General features: G+C 62.9%; 16 protein-coding genes. 6 read left to right on the top strand and 10 right to left on the bottom strand.

The genetic code is table 11. The features are described from left to right. Nucleotides 1–170: 170 nt before the first annotated feature. Nucleotides 171–1,388, top strand: coding sequence for an alkyl/aryl-sulfatase (locus tag AXF13_RS04260; RefSeq protein ID WP_223300009.1), 1,218 nt, complete (start codon nt 171–173; stop codon nt 1,386–1,388). Nucleotides 1,389–1,460: 72 nt separating this feature from the next. Here the strand turns inward: AXF13_RS04260 and AXF13_RS04265 are convergent, their stop codons facing one another. The 4 genes from AXF13_RS04265 to AXF13_RS04280 form a co-directional block, all read right to left on the bottom strand. Further along, complete coding sequence (locus tag AXF13_RS04265) at nt 1,461–1,892, bottom strand: ACT domain-containing protein (RefSeq protein ID WP_008684540.1); 432 nt, start codon at nt 1,890–1,892, stop codon at nt 1,461–1,463. Nucleotides 1,893–1,921: 29 nt separating this feature from the next. Continuing rightward, nucleotides 1,922–2,131 (bottom strand): twin-arginine translocase TatA/TatE family subunit, encoded by a 210-nt coding sequence (locus tag AXF13_RS04270; RefSeq protein ID WP_008684539.1) that lies wholly within the window; start codon nt 2,129–2,131, stop codon nt 1,922–1,924. Between the two features lie 123 nt (nt 2,132–2,254). Further along, a complete protein-coding gene (locus AXF13_RS04275) occupies nt 2,255–3,181 on the bottom strand; it encodes a D-alanyl-D-alanine carboxypeptidase family protein (RefSeq protein ID WP_062251772.1) in 927 nt (308 codons plus the stop codon). After that, nucleotides 3,174–4,280: an AI-2E family transporter gene (locus AXF13_RS04280; protein WP_062251773.1), complete on the bottom strand. Its 1,107-nt coding sequence runs from the start codon at nt 4,278–4,280 to the stop codon at nt 3,174–3,176. Before AXF13_RS04280 ends, AXF13_RS04275 begins: the two co-directional genes overlap by 8 nt. A gap of 311 nt (nt 4,281–4,591) precedes the next feature. Here AXF13_RS04280 and AXF13_RS04285 point away from each other — a divergent pair, with 311 nt between their 5' ends. Then, complete coding sequence (locus tag AXF13_RS04285) at nt 4,592–7,465, top strand: glycosyltransferase (protein ID WP_062254712.1); 2,874 nt, start codon at nt 4,592–4,594, stop codon at nt 7,463–7,465. A 470-nt stretch (nt 7,466–7,935) separates the two neighbouring features. Here AXF13_RS04285 and greA read toward each other — a convergent pair whose 3' ends face one another. Then, nucleotides 7,936–8,424 carry a transcription elongation factor GreA gene (gene greA / locus AXF13_RS04290; protein WP_008684532.1) on the bottom strand — a complete coding sequence of 163 codons (489 nt, stop codon included), beginning with the start codon at nt 8,422–8,424 and terminating at the stop codon, nt 7,936–7,938. On the opposite strand from greA, the gene AXF13_RS17370 reads away from it, so the two are divergent. Continuing rightward, nucleotides 8,423–8,545 carry a hypothetical protein gene (locus tag AXF13_RS17370; protein WP_257721767.1) on the top strand — a complete coding sequence of 41 codons (123 nt, stop codon included), beginning with the start codon at nt 8,423–8,425 and terminating at the stop codon, nt 8,543–8,545. The genes greA and AXF13_RS17370 overlap by 2 nt on opposite strands. Before the next feature lie 204 nt (nt 8,546–8,749). After that, complete coding sequence (locus tag AXF13_RS04295; protein ID WP_062251774.1) at nt 8,750–10,297, top strand: putative bifunctional lysylphosphatidylglycerol flippase/synthetase; 1,548 nt, start codon at nt 8,750–8,752, stop codon at nt 10,295–10,297. Nucleotides 10,298–10,368: 71 nt separating this feature from the next. On the opposite strand, the gene AXF13_RS04300 is transcribed toward AXF13_RS04295, so the two are convergent. The 5 genes from AXF13_RS04300 to pyrR form a co-directional block, all read right to left on the bottom strand. Further along, a complete protein-coding gene (locus AXF13_RS04300; protein WP_062251775.1) occupies nt 10,369–11,328 on the bottom strand; it encodes an NAD(P)H-hydrate dehydratase in 960 nt (319 codons plus the stop codon). Beyond that, complete coding sequence (locus AXF13_RS04305) at nt 11,319–11,924, bottom strand: putative Se/S carrier protein (RefSeq protein WP_062251776.1); 606 nt, start codon at nt 11,922–11,924, stop codon at nt 11,319–11,321. The genes AXF13_RS04300 and AXF13_RS04305 overlap by 10 nt, the downstream gene beginning before the upstream one ends. A 137-nt stretch (nt 11,925–12,061) precedes the next feature. After that, nucleotides 12,062–12,280 (bottom strand): sulfurtransferase TusA family protein, encoded by a 219-nt coding sequence (locus AXF13_RS04310; protein ID WP_062251777.1) that lies wholly within the window; start codon nt 12,278–12,280, stop codon nt 12,062–12,064. Continuing rightward, on the bottom strand, nt 12,280–13,374 hold the full coding sequence (gene yedE, locus AXF13_RS04315; protein WP_062251778.1) for a YedE family putative selenium transporter: 1,095 nt from the start codon (nt 13,372–13,374) through the stop codon (nt 12,280–12,282). The genes AXF13_RS04310 and yedE overlap by 1 nt, the downstream gene beginning before the upstream one ends. A 287-nt stretch (nt 13,375–13,661) precedes the next feature. After that, complete coding sequence (pyrR, locus tag AXF13_RS04320) at nt 13,662–14,195, bottom strand: bifunctional pyr operon transcriptional regulator/uracil phosphoribosyltransferase PyrR (RefSeq protein WP_062251779.1); 534 nt, start codon at nt 14,193–14,195, stop codon at nt 13,662–13,664. 133 nt (nt 14,196–14,328) lie between these two features. Here pyrR and AXF13_RS04325 point away from each other — a divergent pair, with 133 nt between their 5' ends. Both AXF13_RS04325 and AXF13_RS04330 read left to right on the top strand, forming a co-directional pair. Further along, nucleotides 14,329–14,652, top strand: a complete 324-nt coding sequence (locus AXF13_RS04325) for an IscA/HesB family protein (protein ID WP_083521948.1) — start codon at nt 14,329–14,331, stop codon at nt 14,650–14,652. Between the two features lie 112 nt (nt 14,653–14,764). Beyond that, nucleotides 14,765–15,085 (top strand): IscA/HesB family protein, encoded by a 321-nt coding sequence (locus AXF13_RS04330; protein ID WP_062251780.1) that lies wholly within the window; start codon nt 14,765–14,767, stop codon nt 15,083–15,085. Nucleotides 15,086–15,250: the final 165 nt, after the last annotated feature.

The raw sequence follows: 15,250 nt of genomic DNA on the forward strand, positions 1-15,250 counted from the left end.
TTCCCATACGCTGCTGTTCCGCAAGCGGCACCGTAAGCCTGCCTGAGGGTTTTACCCTCGAGACGATGTTCAAGCCCCGGCGGGAGCGGAGCGCCGAAATGTCGTGTGTTCCACCTCTGCCTGATGGCGGGGGGTATCCCGGTTTTACGTATCCTCCGCAACACCGTCACATGGCGCCGGAGCGCAAGCGCAACGAACTGGCCCCCGGCGTATACGCCTTTGTGGGCTACAGTTCCTCCAACTTCGGCGTCATCGCCTCTGAGCACGGCTATATTCTCATTGACGCCGGTGACGATTTGAACGGCGCGGCCGAGGCGTTGCGGGAAATCAAAAATCTGATTCCCGGCGGGGTTCAGGCCGTCATTCTTACACACAGCCATCCGGATCACCGGGGCGGAGCCGAGGTTTTCCTTAAAGGGCGGCGGGATATCCCCGTTTGGGGCCACGCGGACTTCGGGGCCGAGCAAAGAGCGGGTAGGGGGCTTGAGCAGGTCAGCGCCGAACGCGCGGCCAGGCAGTTCGGCGCGGGCATCCCTGACGCCGACTATCCGGTCAACGTTATGCTCCCGAGGTTTGCCGGAGGAAAGTCCGGGCCGTTGCTGTCGCCCAATATTTTTGTGACGGAAGACCGCATGCCCGTGCGCATTGACGGGGTCAACCTCGAACTCCACAGGATTCCCGGCGAAAGCACGGACCACCTCGTTATCTGGCTGCCTGAACGGCAGGTGCTTTTTTCCGGTGATCACATCTACCGCAGCTTCCCCAATATCTATCCGGTACGCGGCGGCGTTTACCGGGATGTGGAGCAGTGGGCCAAAGCTGTGCGCCGCCTAATGGACTTCAGGCCCAAGGCAATGATGTTCGGCCACAATGCCGTCCCGGCCCCGGATGAAATCCTTCCCATGCTGTCCGGATATGCGGAGGCCATTGAATATGTGTACGCCGAGACCCTTAAGGGCATGAATCAGGGCAAGACTCCCGACGAACTGGCCGCAAGCCTGCGCCTGCCCGGACATTTGCGGGATCAGGCGTATCTGGGGGAGTTTTACGGCGCTGTTCCCTGGGCTGTCCGTTCCATTTACGCCCACAAACTGGGCTGGTTTGACGGCAATCCCACTACACTGGTTCCGTTGACGCCGTTGGAAGAAGCCGAGCGCATGGCGGCGCTGGCCGGTGGGAGTGGGCAGCTTCTCCGGGTCGCGCAAAATGCCCTGGCGGGCCGGGATTACCGCTGGGCGGCCAGGCTCGCTGATTACCTGTTGCAACTTGGTGAAACTGAAAACGGAAAAGCCGTCAAAGCCGCGGCACTGGAAGAATTGAGCCGCGACATCCTGCCGGTGGCGGGCAAGAATTACCTTTTGCGCTCAGCCCTGGACCTACGCAAGTAACTCCGGTTTCTCCATAATGAAAAATGCCTCCTGTTCAAGAGGCATTTTCGGGAATTCCGGAAACGGTGGTTGCTAATACTCGCAGAGCTGATCCGCCGGAATGATGGTAAAGCCGTTGTCCCTGAGCACGTCCACGGCGTGATCCACCTTGTCGAAGCGGAAGATCATCACCGCGCTTTCCTGGTCGCGCTGCACAAAGGCGTACATGTACTCCACATTGATGCCGTTACGCGAAACAAGCTGCAACACGGCGTCAAGACCTCCCGGCGTATCGGCCACTTCCACGGCCACCACGCTGGTGCGGCCCAGAGTGAAGCCTTTTTCCTTGAGCACGGTTTTGGCCTTTTCATGATCGCAGACGATCATGCGCAAAATGCCGAAGTCAGAGGTGTCCGCCAAGGAAAGGGCGCGGATGTTGATGCCCGCCTCGGCCAGAGTGTGGGTGACTTCAGCCAGACGACCGGCCCGATTTTCCAGAAAAACGGATAATTGTTCAGCTTTCATGGCGGAATCCTTTATCAGTCGTAAGGGGCTCAGGCTTTGTGGGAGTCATCACCGGAAGAGGACTGGTCTTTTTTGTCCTTGGGGGTGATGTCGATTTCATCGGGTTCAGACGAAGCGCGGCGGAAGTTGCGGATGGCCCGGCCGAGCCCGCCACCTATTTCCGGCAGTTTGTTGGCTCCGAAAATGAGCAGCACAACTACCAGAATAAGTAATAATTCCTGCATGCCAATGCCGAACATGCGGCAAGCCTCCGTTGGATGTTGGGCTGTAAAGCCAGTCTACTGTTATAGCATAAGCCGCCGCAGGCATGAGGTCAAGGCGGGCTCGCGGCGGGGCTTGTCTCTCGCCCCCAGCGAGGAGGTTCAGCGCCGCCGTCCCAGAGCGCGCTGCACCTGTTTGGGAGAGGAGGGGTGACGGAAACCGGCTTCAATCAACCGCCGGGCCGAGCTGTCACGCCTGTCCTTGCTGTTGCCGCCCAGCACCACGGCCAGCAGGCGGGTCTTGCCGCGCTGGGCCGTGATCACGATGTTGTAGCCCGAGGCCACGGTCCAGCCGGTTTTCAGGCCGTTGACGCCGGCCACGCTGCCCAGCAGGGCGTTGGTATTGCGCATGGTGCGGCCCCTGTGCAGGAAGAAACGTGTGCCGTGAAAACGCATGGCGTCGGGGTGCGCCTTGAGGTAGGCGCGGCTCAGCGCCATCATGTCGCGGGCCGTGGTTTTCTGCCCTGCGGCGGGCAGGCCGGTGGGATTCTTGAACAACGTGCGGCGCATGCCCAGAGCGCGGGCCTTGCGGTTCATCTGGCGCACGAAAATCCGGCTGTTGCCGTGGACGTGCTGGGCCACGGTCATGGCCGCGTCATTGCCCGAGGCCACGGCCATGCCGGTAAGCAGGCGCACCAGGGGCACGCGTTCACCGGCGCGCAGATGCATGGACGAGCCGCCCGTGGCGGCGGCCTGGCGGCTGACCTTCACTTTCCGGTTGAGGGAAATACGGCCTGCCTTGACCGCGTCCAGGGTCAGAAACATGCTCATGAGCTTGGTCAGCGAGGCGGGCGGAATGGCCGTGTCGGCGCTTTGCTCATACAGCACGCGGCCCGTGTTCAGATTGACCAGAATTGCCGAGCGCACGGGCAGTGCGGCCCGGGCCGGGATGCAAAGGGACAGGGAGAGGCCCAGACAAAGCAGCAGGCAAAACAGCGCCCTGCGCGGACGGCCGGAAAGGGCGTCGCACGGCCCTCGCCGGAGCCGCTTCGTTTGCTGCTGAAGCGCTGTGCTGCGGGAATTACTCATGGGTCCTGTAAAAATAGTTGGCTTCTTCCACCGCCTGCATGGCAAAAGCCAGCAGGACGGGCCCGGCAATGAGTCCCACCGGCCCGAAACTTGCCAGGCCGCAGAGGATGGCGAGGATCAGGACAAAGAAAGGGGCCTTGATGCCCTGACGCAGAAACAGGGGCCGCAGCACGTTGTCCACGCCCGCCACGGCCAGCATGCCCCAGAGAGCCAGGCCCACGGCGGCCATGGTTTTGCCGGTGAACCAGAGGGAAAGGCAGAGCGGCAGCCAGACCAGGGCCGTGCCCACCACGGGGATGGGGGCCACCAGGGTAGCCAGCATGCCCCAGAAAGCGGGCTGGTTGAAACCGGCCACGGCAAAGCCGATGCCGCAGAGAAAGCCCTGGGCCAGGGCTACCAGCACGATGCCCAGCATAATGCCCCGCAGGGCGCGGTGAATGGCGCTGATGAAGCGCCGCAGCAGAGCCTGCGGCAGATGGAATATCCGGCAGGTGACCTTGCGGATGCGCCGGGAATAGACCGTGAACAGCACCGTGAGCGTCAGAAAGAGAAAGGTGGTCCAGAACGCGGTCATGGTGCCGCCCAAAAAGCCGAAACTCCGGCTGACCAGCATGGTCACGGCGTCGCCGAAAAGCGTGTCCAGATTGTGCAGGAAGTCGTTGACCGCCTTTTCGATGCTTGGATATTCGGTCAGGCTCAGCCGCCAGTGCTGGATATGCTCCACCCACTGGGGCGGCAGTTGAAAATTGTTGGCCTGGAGTTCGCGCAGCCGCGCCAGCCCGGCGACGGCCTGCGGCGACACCAGCAGGGCCAGGATGGCGATGGGCACGAACAGGCCGGAGAAAATGGCCGCGATATAGCCGCAGAGCGGCATGTGGTGTGAAAACCTGATAAGAAAACGCCGTCCGCGCGAGTCAGGCTCATGGCGCTCCAGGCGGACGCGCCAAGCGCTGGCCCTCTGCCGGAGGCGCCGGTAAAAGGGCAAGGTCAGGCAGGAGAAACAGCCGGCCATGAAGATGGTGATGGGGTTGGGCCAGAGCAGCAGATACCAAGCCAGCGCAGCCAGAAGGTAAAGCAGGCGCGGCAAAAATACGGTCATATATCAAGCCTTTGTGGTGCCCGAGCGCCTTTCGCGGCACCGGGCGGTCTTGTGCGACGTTAGAGCATTTTCACAATGAAATTACTCTGTACTGTTAGAATGCTCAGCCTTGTGAAACAAGGCCCGCGAGATTTCCGCAGGCGGGCTTTGCCCGTCGTTAAGCGGAAATCTCAAGCGTAATCCGTTTTGGAGAACGTGCAAACCTAGCAGACCTTGCCGGGCTCTGCCAAGCCCCAAGAGCGAGGGGACGCGGCGCCCTCCTTGCCGGGCCGCGCGTTGCATTGCGTCCGCCCCTGCCGTACCATGCCCGCATGAGCGACGTTTTGCCCACACAGCCGTCCGGTTCGGTCGCCCTGACGGTAATCCTGATCTGCCGGGGAGAGGAGCCGCCCGTTGCCTGTCTGGAGGGTCTGGTTCAGGCCGGGGCCGGAGAAACGGCGGTGCTCTGCTGTTGCCCGGCGGGCTTGGAAAGTCCGGTGCGGGCAATGGGAAAAAGCTTGTTGCGCCGGGGAGCCCTGACCGGCTTTGATTGCCTGTCGCCGACGCCGGGAGAAGACTGGCGCATGGCCGTCAACGCGGCTGCGGGCGCGGCAGGCAGTCCTTTTTTGTTTTTTCTTTCCTCGGATGTGCTCCTGGAACCCGGCTCTCTGGCACCCCTGCTGGATAGACTGGCGGCGGATTCCGGCCTGGCCGGGCTCAATCCCCTGCTGCTTGCGCCGGAGGGCGGCCCGGAGAATAACGGCCCGCGCCGGGTTCGCCATCTGGGCAGCGTGGCCGACAGCCAGGGGCGGTTGCACTATTTATATGAAGGCCTGCCGGCCGCCCATCCTCTGGCCGCGCGGCGGCGCGTTTTTCAACTGGCCCATGACGCTGCTCTGCTTGTGCGGCGAGAGGATTTTCTGGCTGTGGGCGGGTTCAGGCCGGGCCTGGAAGGTCTGGCCGGTCCGGATCTCTGCCTGCGCCTGCGGGACACGCGCGGCGGCTTTTCCACGGAACCCGCGTCCAGGGCCGTACTGCGCGACGCTTTCGACGCCTGGAAAACCTGTGGTTTGTGGAACAGCCTGCTGCAACGCGGTCGCCTGGAGCCGGACCTGCTGCAACCGGACTACCATTGCCAGGTTCAGGCTGACGGCCTGGAATACGGCCTTACGCCCTGGCTGGCGGAAGGTCCCCGCGACCTGCCCCTGGAGGCGGCGGAAGGTTCCTCTGACGCGGCCTGGCTGCGTTGGCGGCATGCGCCGGAACCCGCCGCGCTCCTGCATCTGCTGCGCCTTCTGCCGCCGGAGAAACGCGCCCCGGCTGTGAGCCTCTGCCGTGAACTGCCGTCCAGCCTGCCGCGCGCTTTTGCCTGGTATACAGCCCTGGCGGCCCGGCTGGAGGCCTTCGGCGAGCGTGAAAATCTGTCACGGTTCAGGGATGAGGCCCGCGCCTGGCGGACCCGGGCCCGGCGTTTTCATCACGGCCTGCTCAGACCGGGCCTGCGGGCCCTGGCCGGGGCGGGGCTTTACGCCTGTTCTCTGGATAACGCGCCTTCCGTGTATGACGCCTGGCTGGAACTGCGCGAGAATGCGTCCCCGGCTGAAGGCCCAGGCGTACAAGACTTGCGCGTGGAACGCGCCTGGCCGGAAATCGCCGTGCTCATGCCGGTCTGGAATCCCGAACCCGCGTTTCTGCGCGCGGCCCTGGATTCCGTACTGGCCCAGAGCTACGGTCACTGGCAGCTCTGCCTGGCCGACGACGCCTCCACCAGACCGGAAGTGCCGGAACTGCTGCGTTCCTATGCCGCGCGGGACAAACGCATCAGGCTGGTCCTCCGGGAACGGAACGGGCATATCTCGCGGGCGAGCAACAGCGCCCTGGCTTTGGCGGACGCGCCGTGGGCGGCCTTTCTGGATCACGACGATCTGCTGGCTCCGGACGCCCTGCTGGAAGTGGCCCGCCACACGGCGGAACGTCCCGGCCTGCGCTTGCTGTACAGCGATGAGGACAAGATCGACGTCCACGGCGTGCGGCGCACGCCGGTGTTCAAGGCGGCATTTGATTTCGACCTGCATTGCACCGGCCATCTCTCGACCTATGCCGTCGAGATATTGCGCGAAGTCGGCGGTCTGCGCCCCGGCTTTGAAGGCTCGCAGGATTTTGATCTGAGCCTGCGCGTGACCGAAAAGCTCAGGCCGGAGGAAATCGCCCACATCCCGCGCATTCTTTACCACTGGCGGATTCATGCGGGCAGCACCACTGCCGGAGTGGGGGCCAAGCCCTACGTGCTGGAAGCCACACGCCGGGCTCTGGCCGAAAGCGCGCAACGACGGGGCCTTGCCGCCACTGTTATGCCCGCGGGCAAAAACAATTTTTTCAAGCTGGCCCTGGCCGTGCCGCCGGAACTGCATTGCAGCGTGATTCTGCTGGCCGACGCGCCGGGGCCTCTGACGCCGGGCCTGGCGAAATCCCTGCACGGGCTGGCCCGGCGGTTGCGCCTGGAAATGCTCTGGCAGCCGCTGCATCCGTCGGCGCAGCCCGCGAAACAAACCGGTGTCGGGCTGCGTCAGGAGATGCGCGTCCTGCCGTTCGCCGGGCCGCACTGGGCCACAGCCTGCCGGGCGTCCGCCCAGGCCGCCACGGGAGAGGTATTGCTTTTTCTGCACGCCGGTCTGACGCCGGTGGGGGATTGCCGCCCCGAACAGCTGGCGGCGCTGGCGCTACGGCCCGACCTGGCCCTGGTGGGCGGCTGTGTCTGGAAAGGCGGGCGGCTTCGGCACGCGGGTCTCTATCCCGATGTGACGGGCCTGCCGTTTCCCTTGCAGCGTGGAGCCGCGCCCGAGCTGCTGCCCTCGCTCTGCTGGGGACAGTTGCTGTTGACGCGGCGGGCATTGGCGTCTTCCTGGTGCTGCATGGCCGTCCGGCGAAAGGATTTTCTGGAGAGCGGCGGCTTTGACCCCGCGTCAGGAGCTCTGGCCGGGGCGGACTACGGCCTGCGCCGGGAAGGGCAGGGCCTGTTTACCCTGATCTCGCCCTGGGGCCAGTGGGTGTTGGAGAATGGGGCAGGGGGAGTTGGAGAGGAAACACTGACGCCCCAGGCCCGGGAATGCTTTCTCCGCCGCTGGGGCGACATTGTGCGCGGCCACGGGCTGAGGAATCCGCAGTTGCGCGCCGCGCCCGACTACGGCTGGACCTTGGAAAGTTGACGCTGCCCTCAATCTGCGGCGGGAACGCGGTCCATCATTACTCTCTTTATCCCTAGCGCTGCTGTCCTTATCTGTACGGCTCCTGCGTCGCCTACAGTTAAAGCAACGCTCGCTTTGCCCGCGAACGGCTAAAGGCTCCTTGCTTTCGGGCGCGGGCGTCTGCTTACGCAGCCGCCAGGGCAATTTCACTTTGAAATTGCCCTGGATATGGACGGGGCATAAGTCCCGGCGGGCTTTTAGAGCGTTTTGCGCCTGAAATTATCGCTTAACGGCGAAGTAAATTCGCCTTGCGATAATTTCGCGGTGCGGATTTTCCCTGAAAATCCGCACCGCGCGTTGAGATATTTTCAATATCAAAACGCTCTAAAAAGCGCTCATGGACCAAGGCTGCGGCATATGGCATGCCGGTCTTGGTCCATGAGCGCTTTTTATTTGTGGAACGGATCCGTTCTTCGAGAGCCGTCAGCTGTTCAGCCCAGCACCTTGCTGCCGTTAAAGGCGATGCTCACCACTTCATAGGTGACGCGGCCGCGCGGGATTTCCACCGTGACCTCGTCGCCTTCTTCCTTGCCCAGCAAAGCCTGGCCCACAGGCGAGAGAAAAGAGATGGACCCCTTGCTTGGATCGGCCTCGTCCGGGCCGAGGATGGTAAAGTTACGGCTTTCGCCGCTGTCCACATCCTCCACTTCCACGGTGGAGCCGAAGATGACTTTGTCGCCGCTGAGTTTGTCCAGGTCAACGACCTGATAGAGCGCCAGACGCGATTCAATATATTTGATGCGCGCCTCGGCCATGCCCTGGCGCTCGCGCGCGGCGTCGTAGCCCGCGTTTTCGCGCAGGTCGCCTTCTTCTCTGGCTTCTTTGATGGCCTGGATGATGGCCGGGCGCTCGCTCTTCAGGCGGGCCAGCTCTTCTTCCAGTTTTTTATAGCCTTGCACGGAAATGGGAATGCTTGTCATGTCCAACCTCACAGCGCACAAAAAAAGCCTCCGCTGCCGGGCAGCGGAGCACCTGCGCGATTTTTTTGCTGAAAAAAACTTTTGGAGTGCGGCAGACGCAGCAAAAACCCTCACCGGCTAAAACCGATCGAGGGACATCAGCGTGACTGCGGACTCACCATAACCGTTGCCCGCGTTGTGGTCAAGCTCCGGAAGATTTTTTCACAACAATGGAGGATGATGGGCCGGTGCGGCCTTCCGGGCTTGCGCGCCGGGGGCGCGGCGTATATGCTGAAAAGGATGTAAGAACCGCGCTCCGGCGCGTTATCGTAGCTCACGGGATGCCATGAAAAAATACCTGCGTTACCTGGGGCCCATTCTGATCACCGCTATTTTTCTGTTGGCGGTCTATCTTCTGTATAATAAGCTCAAAGCCTACAGCATCGCCCAGATCCGAGAGAGCATCCTGCAGATTTCCTATGGCCGTATCGGCCTCTCTCTGGTTCTCATGGTCATCAATTATATGATCCTGGTGGGCTATGACTGGCTGGCGCTCAAAGCCATCCATAAGCAACTGCCCCTGCCGCGCGTGGCCCTGGTTTCCTTTGTGGGCCAGGCCGTCAGCTATAATTTCGGCGCGCTGCTGGGCGGCACCAGCGTGCGCTACCGTTTCTATTCGGCCTGGGGTTTTTCCCTGACGGACATCGTGCGTCTGGTGCTCATGCTGGCCGTGACCTTCTGGGTGGGCGCGCTGGGCCTGTGCGGGATCATCTTCATGATCGCCCCGCCGGTGATTCCCGACGAGTTGTTGAGGCACATGCCCATCGCGGATGTGCGTATTCTGGGCGTGATTCTGTTTATGGTCGCCTGTTCCTACCTGGTGCTCTGTTTCACGGTGCGCAAGCCGGTACATATTTTCGGCAAGGAGTTCGTCTTTCCCGCGCCGCACATCGCCGTGGCCCAGTTCATTGTGGCCGGGGTGGACATCGTTGCCGCCGCGGCCTGCATGTACGTGCTGCTGCCCGGCGACATGGGCGTCAGCTTCCTTGATTTTCTGCCCAGCTATCTCATGGCCCAGGTGGCCGTGGTGCTGACCCACATCCCCGGCGGCGTGGGCGTGTTCGAACTGGTCATCCTGCACCTTACCCACACGTCCCACGAGCAGATGGTCTTTGCCGCCGTGCTGCTCTTCCGGCTCATCTACTATATTATACCGCTCCTGGCCGCGGCGGTGCTGCTGGCCGTATACGAGGCCCGCCAGCGCCGCCACATGCTGCGCGAGGCCGGGCGCTGGCTTTCGGTGCTCTCGCACTCTATCGCGGCCTATACGGCTTTTGTGGGTGGTCTGATTCTGCTGGTGTCGTCCACCTTGCCCACTCTGCCGCACAGCGTGGCCCTGCTCACCACGTATCTGCCCAAAAGTGCGCTGGCCGTGGGGCACTTCATCTGCGCTTTTTCCGGCGCCGCTCTGCTTTTTCTCTCCTATGGACTGGAGCGGCGGCAGGCCCGCGCCTTCAAGCTGGTTGTGACTTTTCTGATTCTGGGCATTGCGGGTGCGCTGCTCAAGGGCTTTTCCTGGGAAGTGGCCCTGATGGCCAGCGTGGTGCTGCTGGCCGTCTGTCTGGCGCGGCGGCGTTTTTACCGCTCGTCCTTTTTCTGGGAGGAACCCATTCCCCTCTACTGGCTGGTCGGGGCTCTGGGCGCGCTGGGGCTGATCTTCTTTCTGGGCTGGGCCATTTACCACCCGGCCTGGGACCGGGCGGCGAGCTGGGGCTTTGAACGGCCCTTCAATGCCTCGCGGACCTTGCGGGCCTTTCTGGGCATTATCGTGGCCCTGCTGGCTTCCTGGGTCTGGCGGGTGACGCTGCGGCGCAGGCAGCGTCGCAAGAAGTAGGCTTTTTCAGGGACGGTTTAATGAGGTTTGACCTCAGAGCAAATCCCGTTCCTGGGTCGTAACGGGCCGGGCTACTCTGCGGTCAGCGGCGCGAAAATGGCTTCGCGTTCGGCTTGCAACACCTCGGGCAGGCGGGCGATCAGTTCCCCAACCTGGGTGGCCGGGGTGGGAGCGCAGTGCCGGGCCAGCAGACGCGTGGCCCGCGCGGCGGAAAGCGCCGCCCGGCAGAGGGGCAGGCCCCCGGCCAGAAAAGCCGTGACCAGGCCCGTAACCAGATCGCCCGTACCGCCGATGCATTCCATGGCCGCTGCCGACGGCTCCGTCACCGTAGCCCTGATTTCCCCATTACAGACGATATAATCGGCCTGACCCTTAATAATAAGGTTGGACGGGCAATTGCCGTGTTGCCGCGCGCGTGCCAGCAGGCCGGGGACATCCTCTTCTTCGGCCAGCAGAAAGCCTCGCGTATAGAAAGGGTGAGGCGCTTTTTCGTCGGCAAGGAAGGCCAGTTCTCCCAGGTCCGGCGTGAAAAGGTCATAGGCGTCGGCATAGCCGCTCATCTTGGCCACGTACATGAAGCCCGCGTCGGCCGCCAGCAGCGGCTTGCGTTCAAGGGCCTGGAGGGCCATGAGCACGCGATTGTGCCAATCCAGATCCGGGAAGAGATAGTGGAAGGTCAGACCCGCCAGCCAGCCAACCTGGCCGCCGGTTCGGCCGCCTGCCGGACAGTCTGTCCGGCTGCCCGGCGCGGCGGCCAGTTCCGGCAGATGTTCCTCCAGCCAGGCGTAGACGGCCCGGCTGCCCGTGCCCGAGCCGGTATCTCCGGCCAGAAGCAGGCCCGGCGCGGGAAAATCGCAGGATGCGCAGGCCAGCAGCGCCGTGGCCGCCAGAGCCGCCGTGCCGCGCCGCACAGGCACGCGGCGTCCGTCGGGCAGAAGCAGCGCGTCGCCGTCCACCCGGCTTTGTGCTGTAACGGCGTCCGGGGTCAGGGCGAAATCCGCATCAGGAACAGTACCCACGATCAGCCACATGCGCGTTGCCTCCGTAATTCCTCAAAAGCCTTCTGCAAACTGTAGCAGCAGAGCGTCTGCCCCAGGCTCAGGGGCTCCGGCGCTTCGGAAAGCCGCAGGCCGCACAGGCGTTGGGCCAGCCAGGGCACGTCCGGGCAGCCGCCGCCGGAAATATTGACGATGCGTTCGTCCGCCGTGTCAATGGTGATTTTCATATTGGCCGCGCGCACCATGAGCCAGCGGCCCAGGCGCTTGGTCTGGAACAGAGATACGGGCTCCAGCAGCACGTCATGGGCGCTGACGACCTGCTCGGGTTCAATGCCGGCCTGCTTGAGGCGTTCCAGCACCGCCGCCTGGCTGAGCAGAGGAAAAACCACCACCATGTCGCAGCCGGTGCGCAACCGGGGCGGCGGTCCTTTGACCTCCACCGTGAAACCGGCCTCACGCAGAGTACGCTCGGCCCTGATCACCTCGCCGGTGTGGGCGAAGACCAGCAGACCCCGGTCGTTGAGGCCATGCCTGGCGTTACCGGCTTCTTCGACGGGCTTCCCGGAGCGCCAGGCGCGCCGCAGGCCGCCGCACAGCCGGGCGAACCATGAATTTCGTGTTTGCGTCATAGTTTCCTCCGGGCCGGATTCGCTTGGAAGATATTCCGGCGGGGGAGGGTGCGGATTGCACGCCTCCCTCTGCCGGGTCCAGAGCAATTCACGTTTGAAATGTGTACATTTCAAACGCAAGATGCTGTAAAAGAAACTCAGGCTTTGGCGACGTTCAGCCGGGTCACGCCCTGGCCTTCATCCAGGGTTTCCACGCTGAAGCCATGATTGCGGGCAGCGCGGCTCACGTTCTCGCGGCTGGCGTCGTTGTCCACCAACACGCTGAACGGGCCGTCGGCGTTTTCCCTGACGGCGGTCAGAAAAAGCAGAACCGGTTGCGGGCAGGAAAGCCCGCGCGTATCAATAAGAGTGGACATCAGGCACCTCGCTTGCAGTTGTAAAAGCCGATGAACAGGCAGATGACCAGTCCGCTGAGCGTGGCGGCGGCCCCGTGCGGGCCGATGCCCGCGCCGCTGGAGGCCATGCCGAAATTGTGGGCCATGGCCGTGCCCACGATCAGACCCACGGCGAACACGGCGGCATCGTTGTCCCCTTCGCCGGCCATGAAGAGCTGGCGTCCGGGGCATCCTCCGGCCAGAGCGAAAGCCAGCCCGGCGGTGACCATGCCCAGGAAGTTCCAGAGGTCGTCGGGCTGGGCGATGGGCTGGTTTTCAAAGCCCCAGTGAAAGGAGCCCAGGCTCAGGTTGAGCGCCAGGGCCGCGACCAGCATGGCCAGGAAGCCCAGGGCCAGATGCCATTGGTTGAACAACATCACATCGCGCAACGCGCCCATGGTGCAGAAACGGCTGCGCTGGGCCAGAAATCCCACAAGCAAGCCCGCGCCCAGGGAAAGCAGAAAGGGAGCATGCTGGGAGCCGGGTCCCTTGATGGAGTAGAAAAGTACGCCGCTTTGCGGCTGGCCAGGAATCTGAGGGTCCATGAGATAGAGGACAACCAGGCTGAGCATGATGCCGGGCAGGACCAGGCCGGAAATTTTGCCCTGGTTCTGGCTGCGGCCCAGGGAAAAGCCCTTGCGGAAGAAGAGCACGCCGATGCCCACGCCCACGATGAGCCCGCCCAGACCGAAAAGGGCATGGGCGTCGCCGCCTGCCAGGCGCAGAATCACGCGCCAGGGGCAGCCCAGAAAGACCAGAGCGCCGATGCCCGCGATGGCTCCCAGCAGGAAACGGACGATGGGCGAGGAGCCGCCGCGCGGTTTGTATTCGCCGAAAGCCAGCGCGGCTGTGAAGGCCCCCAAAACCATGCCCAGGATTTCCGGACGCAGATACTGGACAACGGCGGCCCGGTGCAGGCCCACCGCTCCCGCGATGTCGCGGTTGAAGCAGACCACGCAGATGCCCATATTGCCCGGATTGCCCGAATGCTGGAGCAGAATCGCCAGAGCGCCGAAAATCAGGCCCGTGACCGCAATGCCCGTGGTGGTGGAAAGAATGTTGAATCCCGATTTCATGAAAATCCCCCAGGTTATGGGCGCGCATGCGCCCGTTGCGAACGCCGGTCAGTCATACTGACCGGCTACGCGGACGGGGATTTCAGAAAATCAGGCCTGCCGGATGAGGAAAAAACGCAATTTCCCGCGCCGCCGTCCGCATACGCTCCACGCCGTGAAGCACAGTGTTTTGCGTCAGGTCTGGTGCAGAAACATGGCCGTTTCCTCACAGGCTTGCGCGCGCCGGGGCGCGCCGGAACAGCGGGATGCCGTTCCATAAGAGGTGCAAAAGAAGCGTCAAAACGGGGTTAACTGTCGCCGAGACGTACCGCGTCCTCGCCGTCGCGTTCTTCCAGCAGCACGTCCACATGCTCGTGGCGGCTGGTGTTGACCACCCTGCCCACGTAGTCGGCGTGGATGGGCAATTCGCGGTGGCCCCGGTCAATGAGCACCAGCAGTTCCACGGCCCTGGGGCGGCCGTAGTCCAGCAGGGCCTCCAGGGCCGCGCGGACGGTGCGTCCGCTGAAGAGCACGTCGTCCACCAGCAGGATCACGCGCTCGTCCACGCTGCCGGGAATATTGGACTGGCCGATGTGCGGCTTGCCCTCAAGGCTGGTCCAGTCGTCGCGGTACAGGTTGATGTCCAGCGTGCCCAACGGCACCGGGGCGCCGAGCCGTGCTTCGATCAGGGCGCCCAGGCGGCGGGCCAGGTCCGCGCCGCGCCGCTGAATGCCCACCAGCATCACGTTTTCGCAACGGGCGTGCCGTTCCAGCACCTGGGAGGCCAGGCGGTCCAGAATCCGCGCCATCTCGTTTTTTTCCAGCAGCAGTGTCGAACTCATGTCTCCTCCGGGCGGCGTCAGCGCCGCGTGGGCAAAGATAGCCGTTTTCGCCGCCCAAGAAAAGCCCCGCCGCCAATTGACAAGCCGCGCGCTTGTCCTTAGATATTTGGGGATTACAACTATGGAGGACATAATGCTCGAATTAACGGATACCGCCCGCAAAGAGCTTGAAGCGTACTTTGCGGATAAGAAAAAGGAAACGATCCGGATCTACTCAGTCAGCGGCTGAGGCGGGCCGCGGCTCGCGTTGGCTCTGGATGAGTCAAATGATCAGGATCAGTCTGAGGAACAAGGCGGCTTTACCTTCTGCATCAACAAAGACCTGCTGGCCCAGGTGCAGGGGGTCAAAATTGACCTGACCTATATGGGCTTTGCGGTGGAACCCACGGTGCCCCTGGCCACCGCTGACGGCGGCAGCGCCTGCGGTTCCTGCTCCAGCGGCTGCGGCAGCCATTAATTTCAAGCCGCGCCTCGTGTGGAGTTCCGCCAAAGCGCCTTGGTCTCCAGGCATCCGTTTTTCGCGCATCATCGCGAAAACATTTTGACGGCATACCCCACACGGAGGAAGCATGCTCGAATTGACCGACAGTGCCCGTAAAGAGCTTGAAAGCTATTTTGCGGACAAGGAAAAAAGCGATATCAGGATTTATCTGGCCCCCGGCGGCTGCTGCGGCCCCCAGCTCATGCTGGCCCTGGACGCCGCCACAGACGAGGACCAGAGCGAGGAACAGGCCGGCTTTACCTTCTGCCTCAACAAGGATCTGCTGGCCCGGATACAAGGCGTCAAAATTGATGTGAGCCAGATGGGCTTCACCGTGGAACCCACGGTGCCGCTGCCGGAAACCGGCGGCGGATGCGGCGGCTGCTCCGGCGGCTGCGGTTCGCATTAGGCTTCGGCCCGATGATTTCAAATGGAGGGCGGCTGCAAGGCCGCCCTCATTCTTGGGCAAGCGCTGATTAATGGTTTTTTTGCCCTCTGTTCGCGTCCGGCTCACTTCGTGCGAAGGTCGAATATATTGGAATATACTCCCTCCGTCCGCAGTTCGCCGTCATTG

This window comes from Desulfovibrio fairfieldensis (assembly GCF_001553605.1).
In the GTDB taxonomy this organism is placed as follows: Bacteria; Desulfobacterota; Desulfovibrionia; order Desulfovibrionales; family Desulfovibrionaceae; genus Desulfovibrio; species Desulfovibrio fairfieldensis.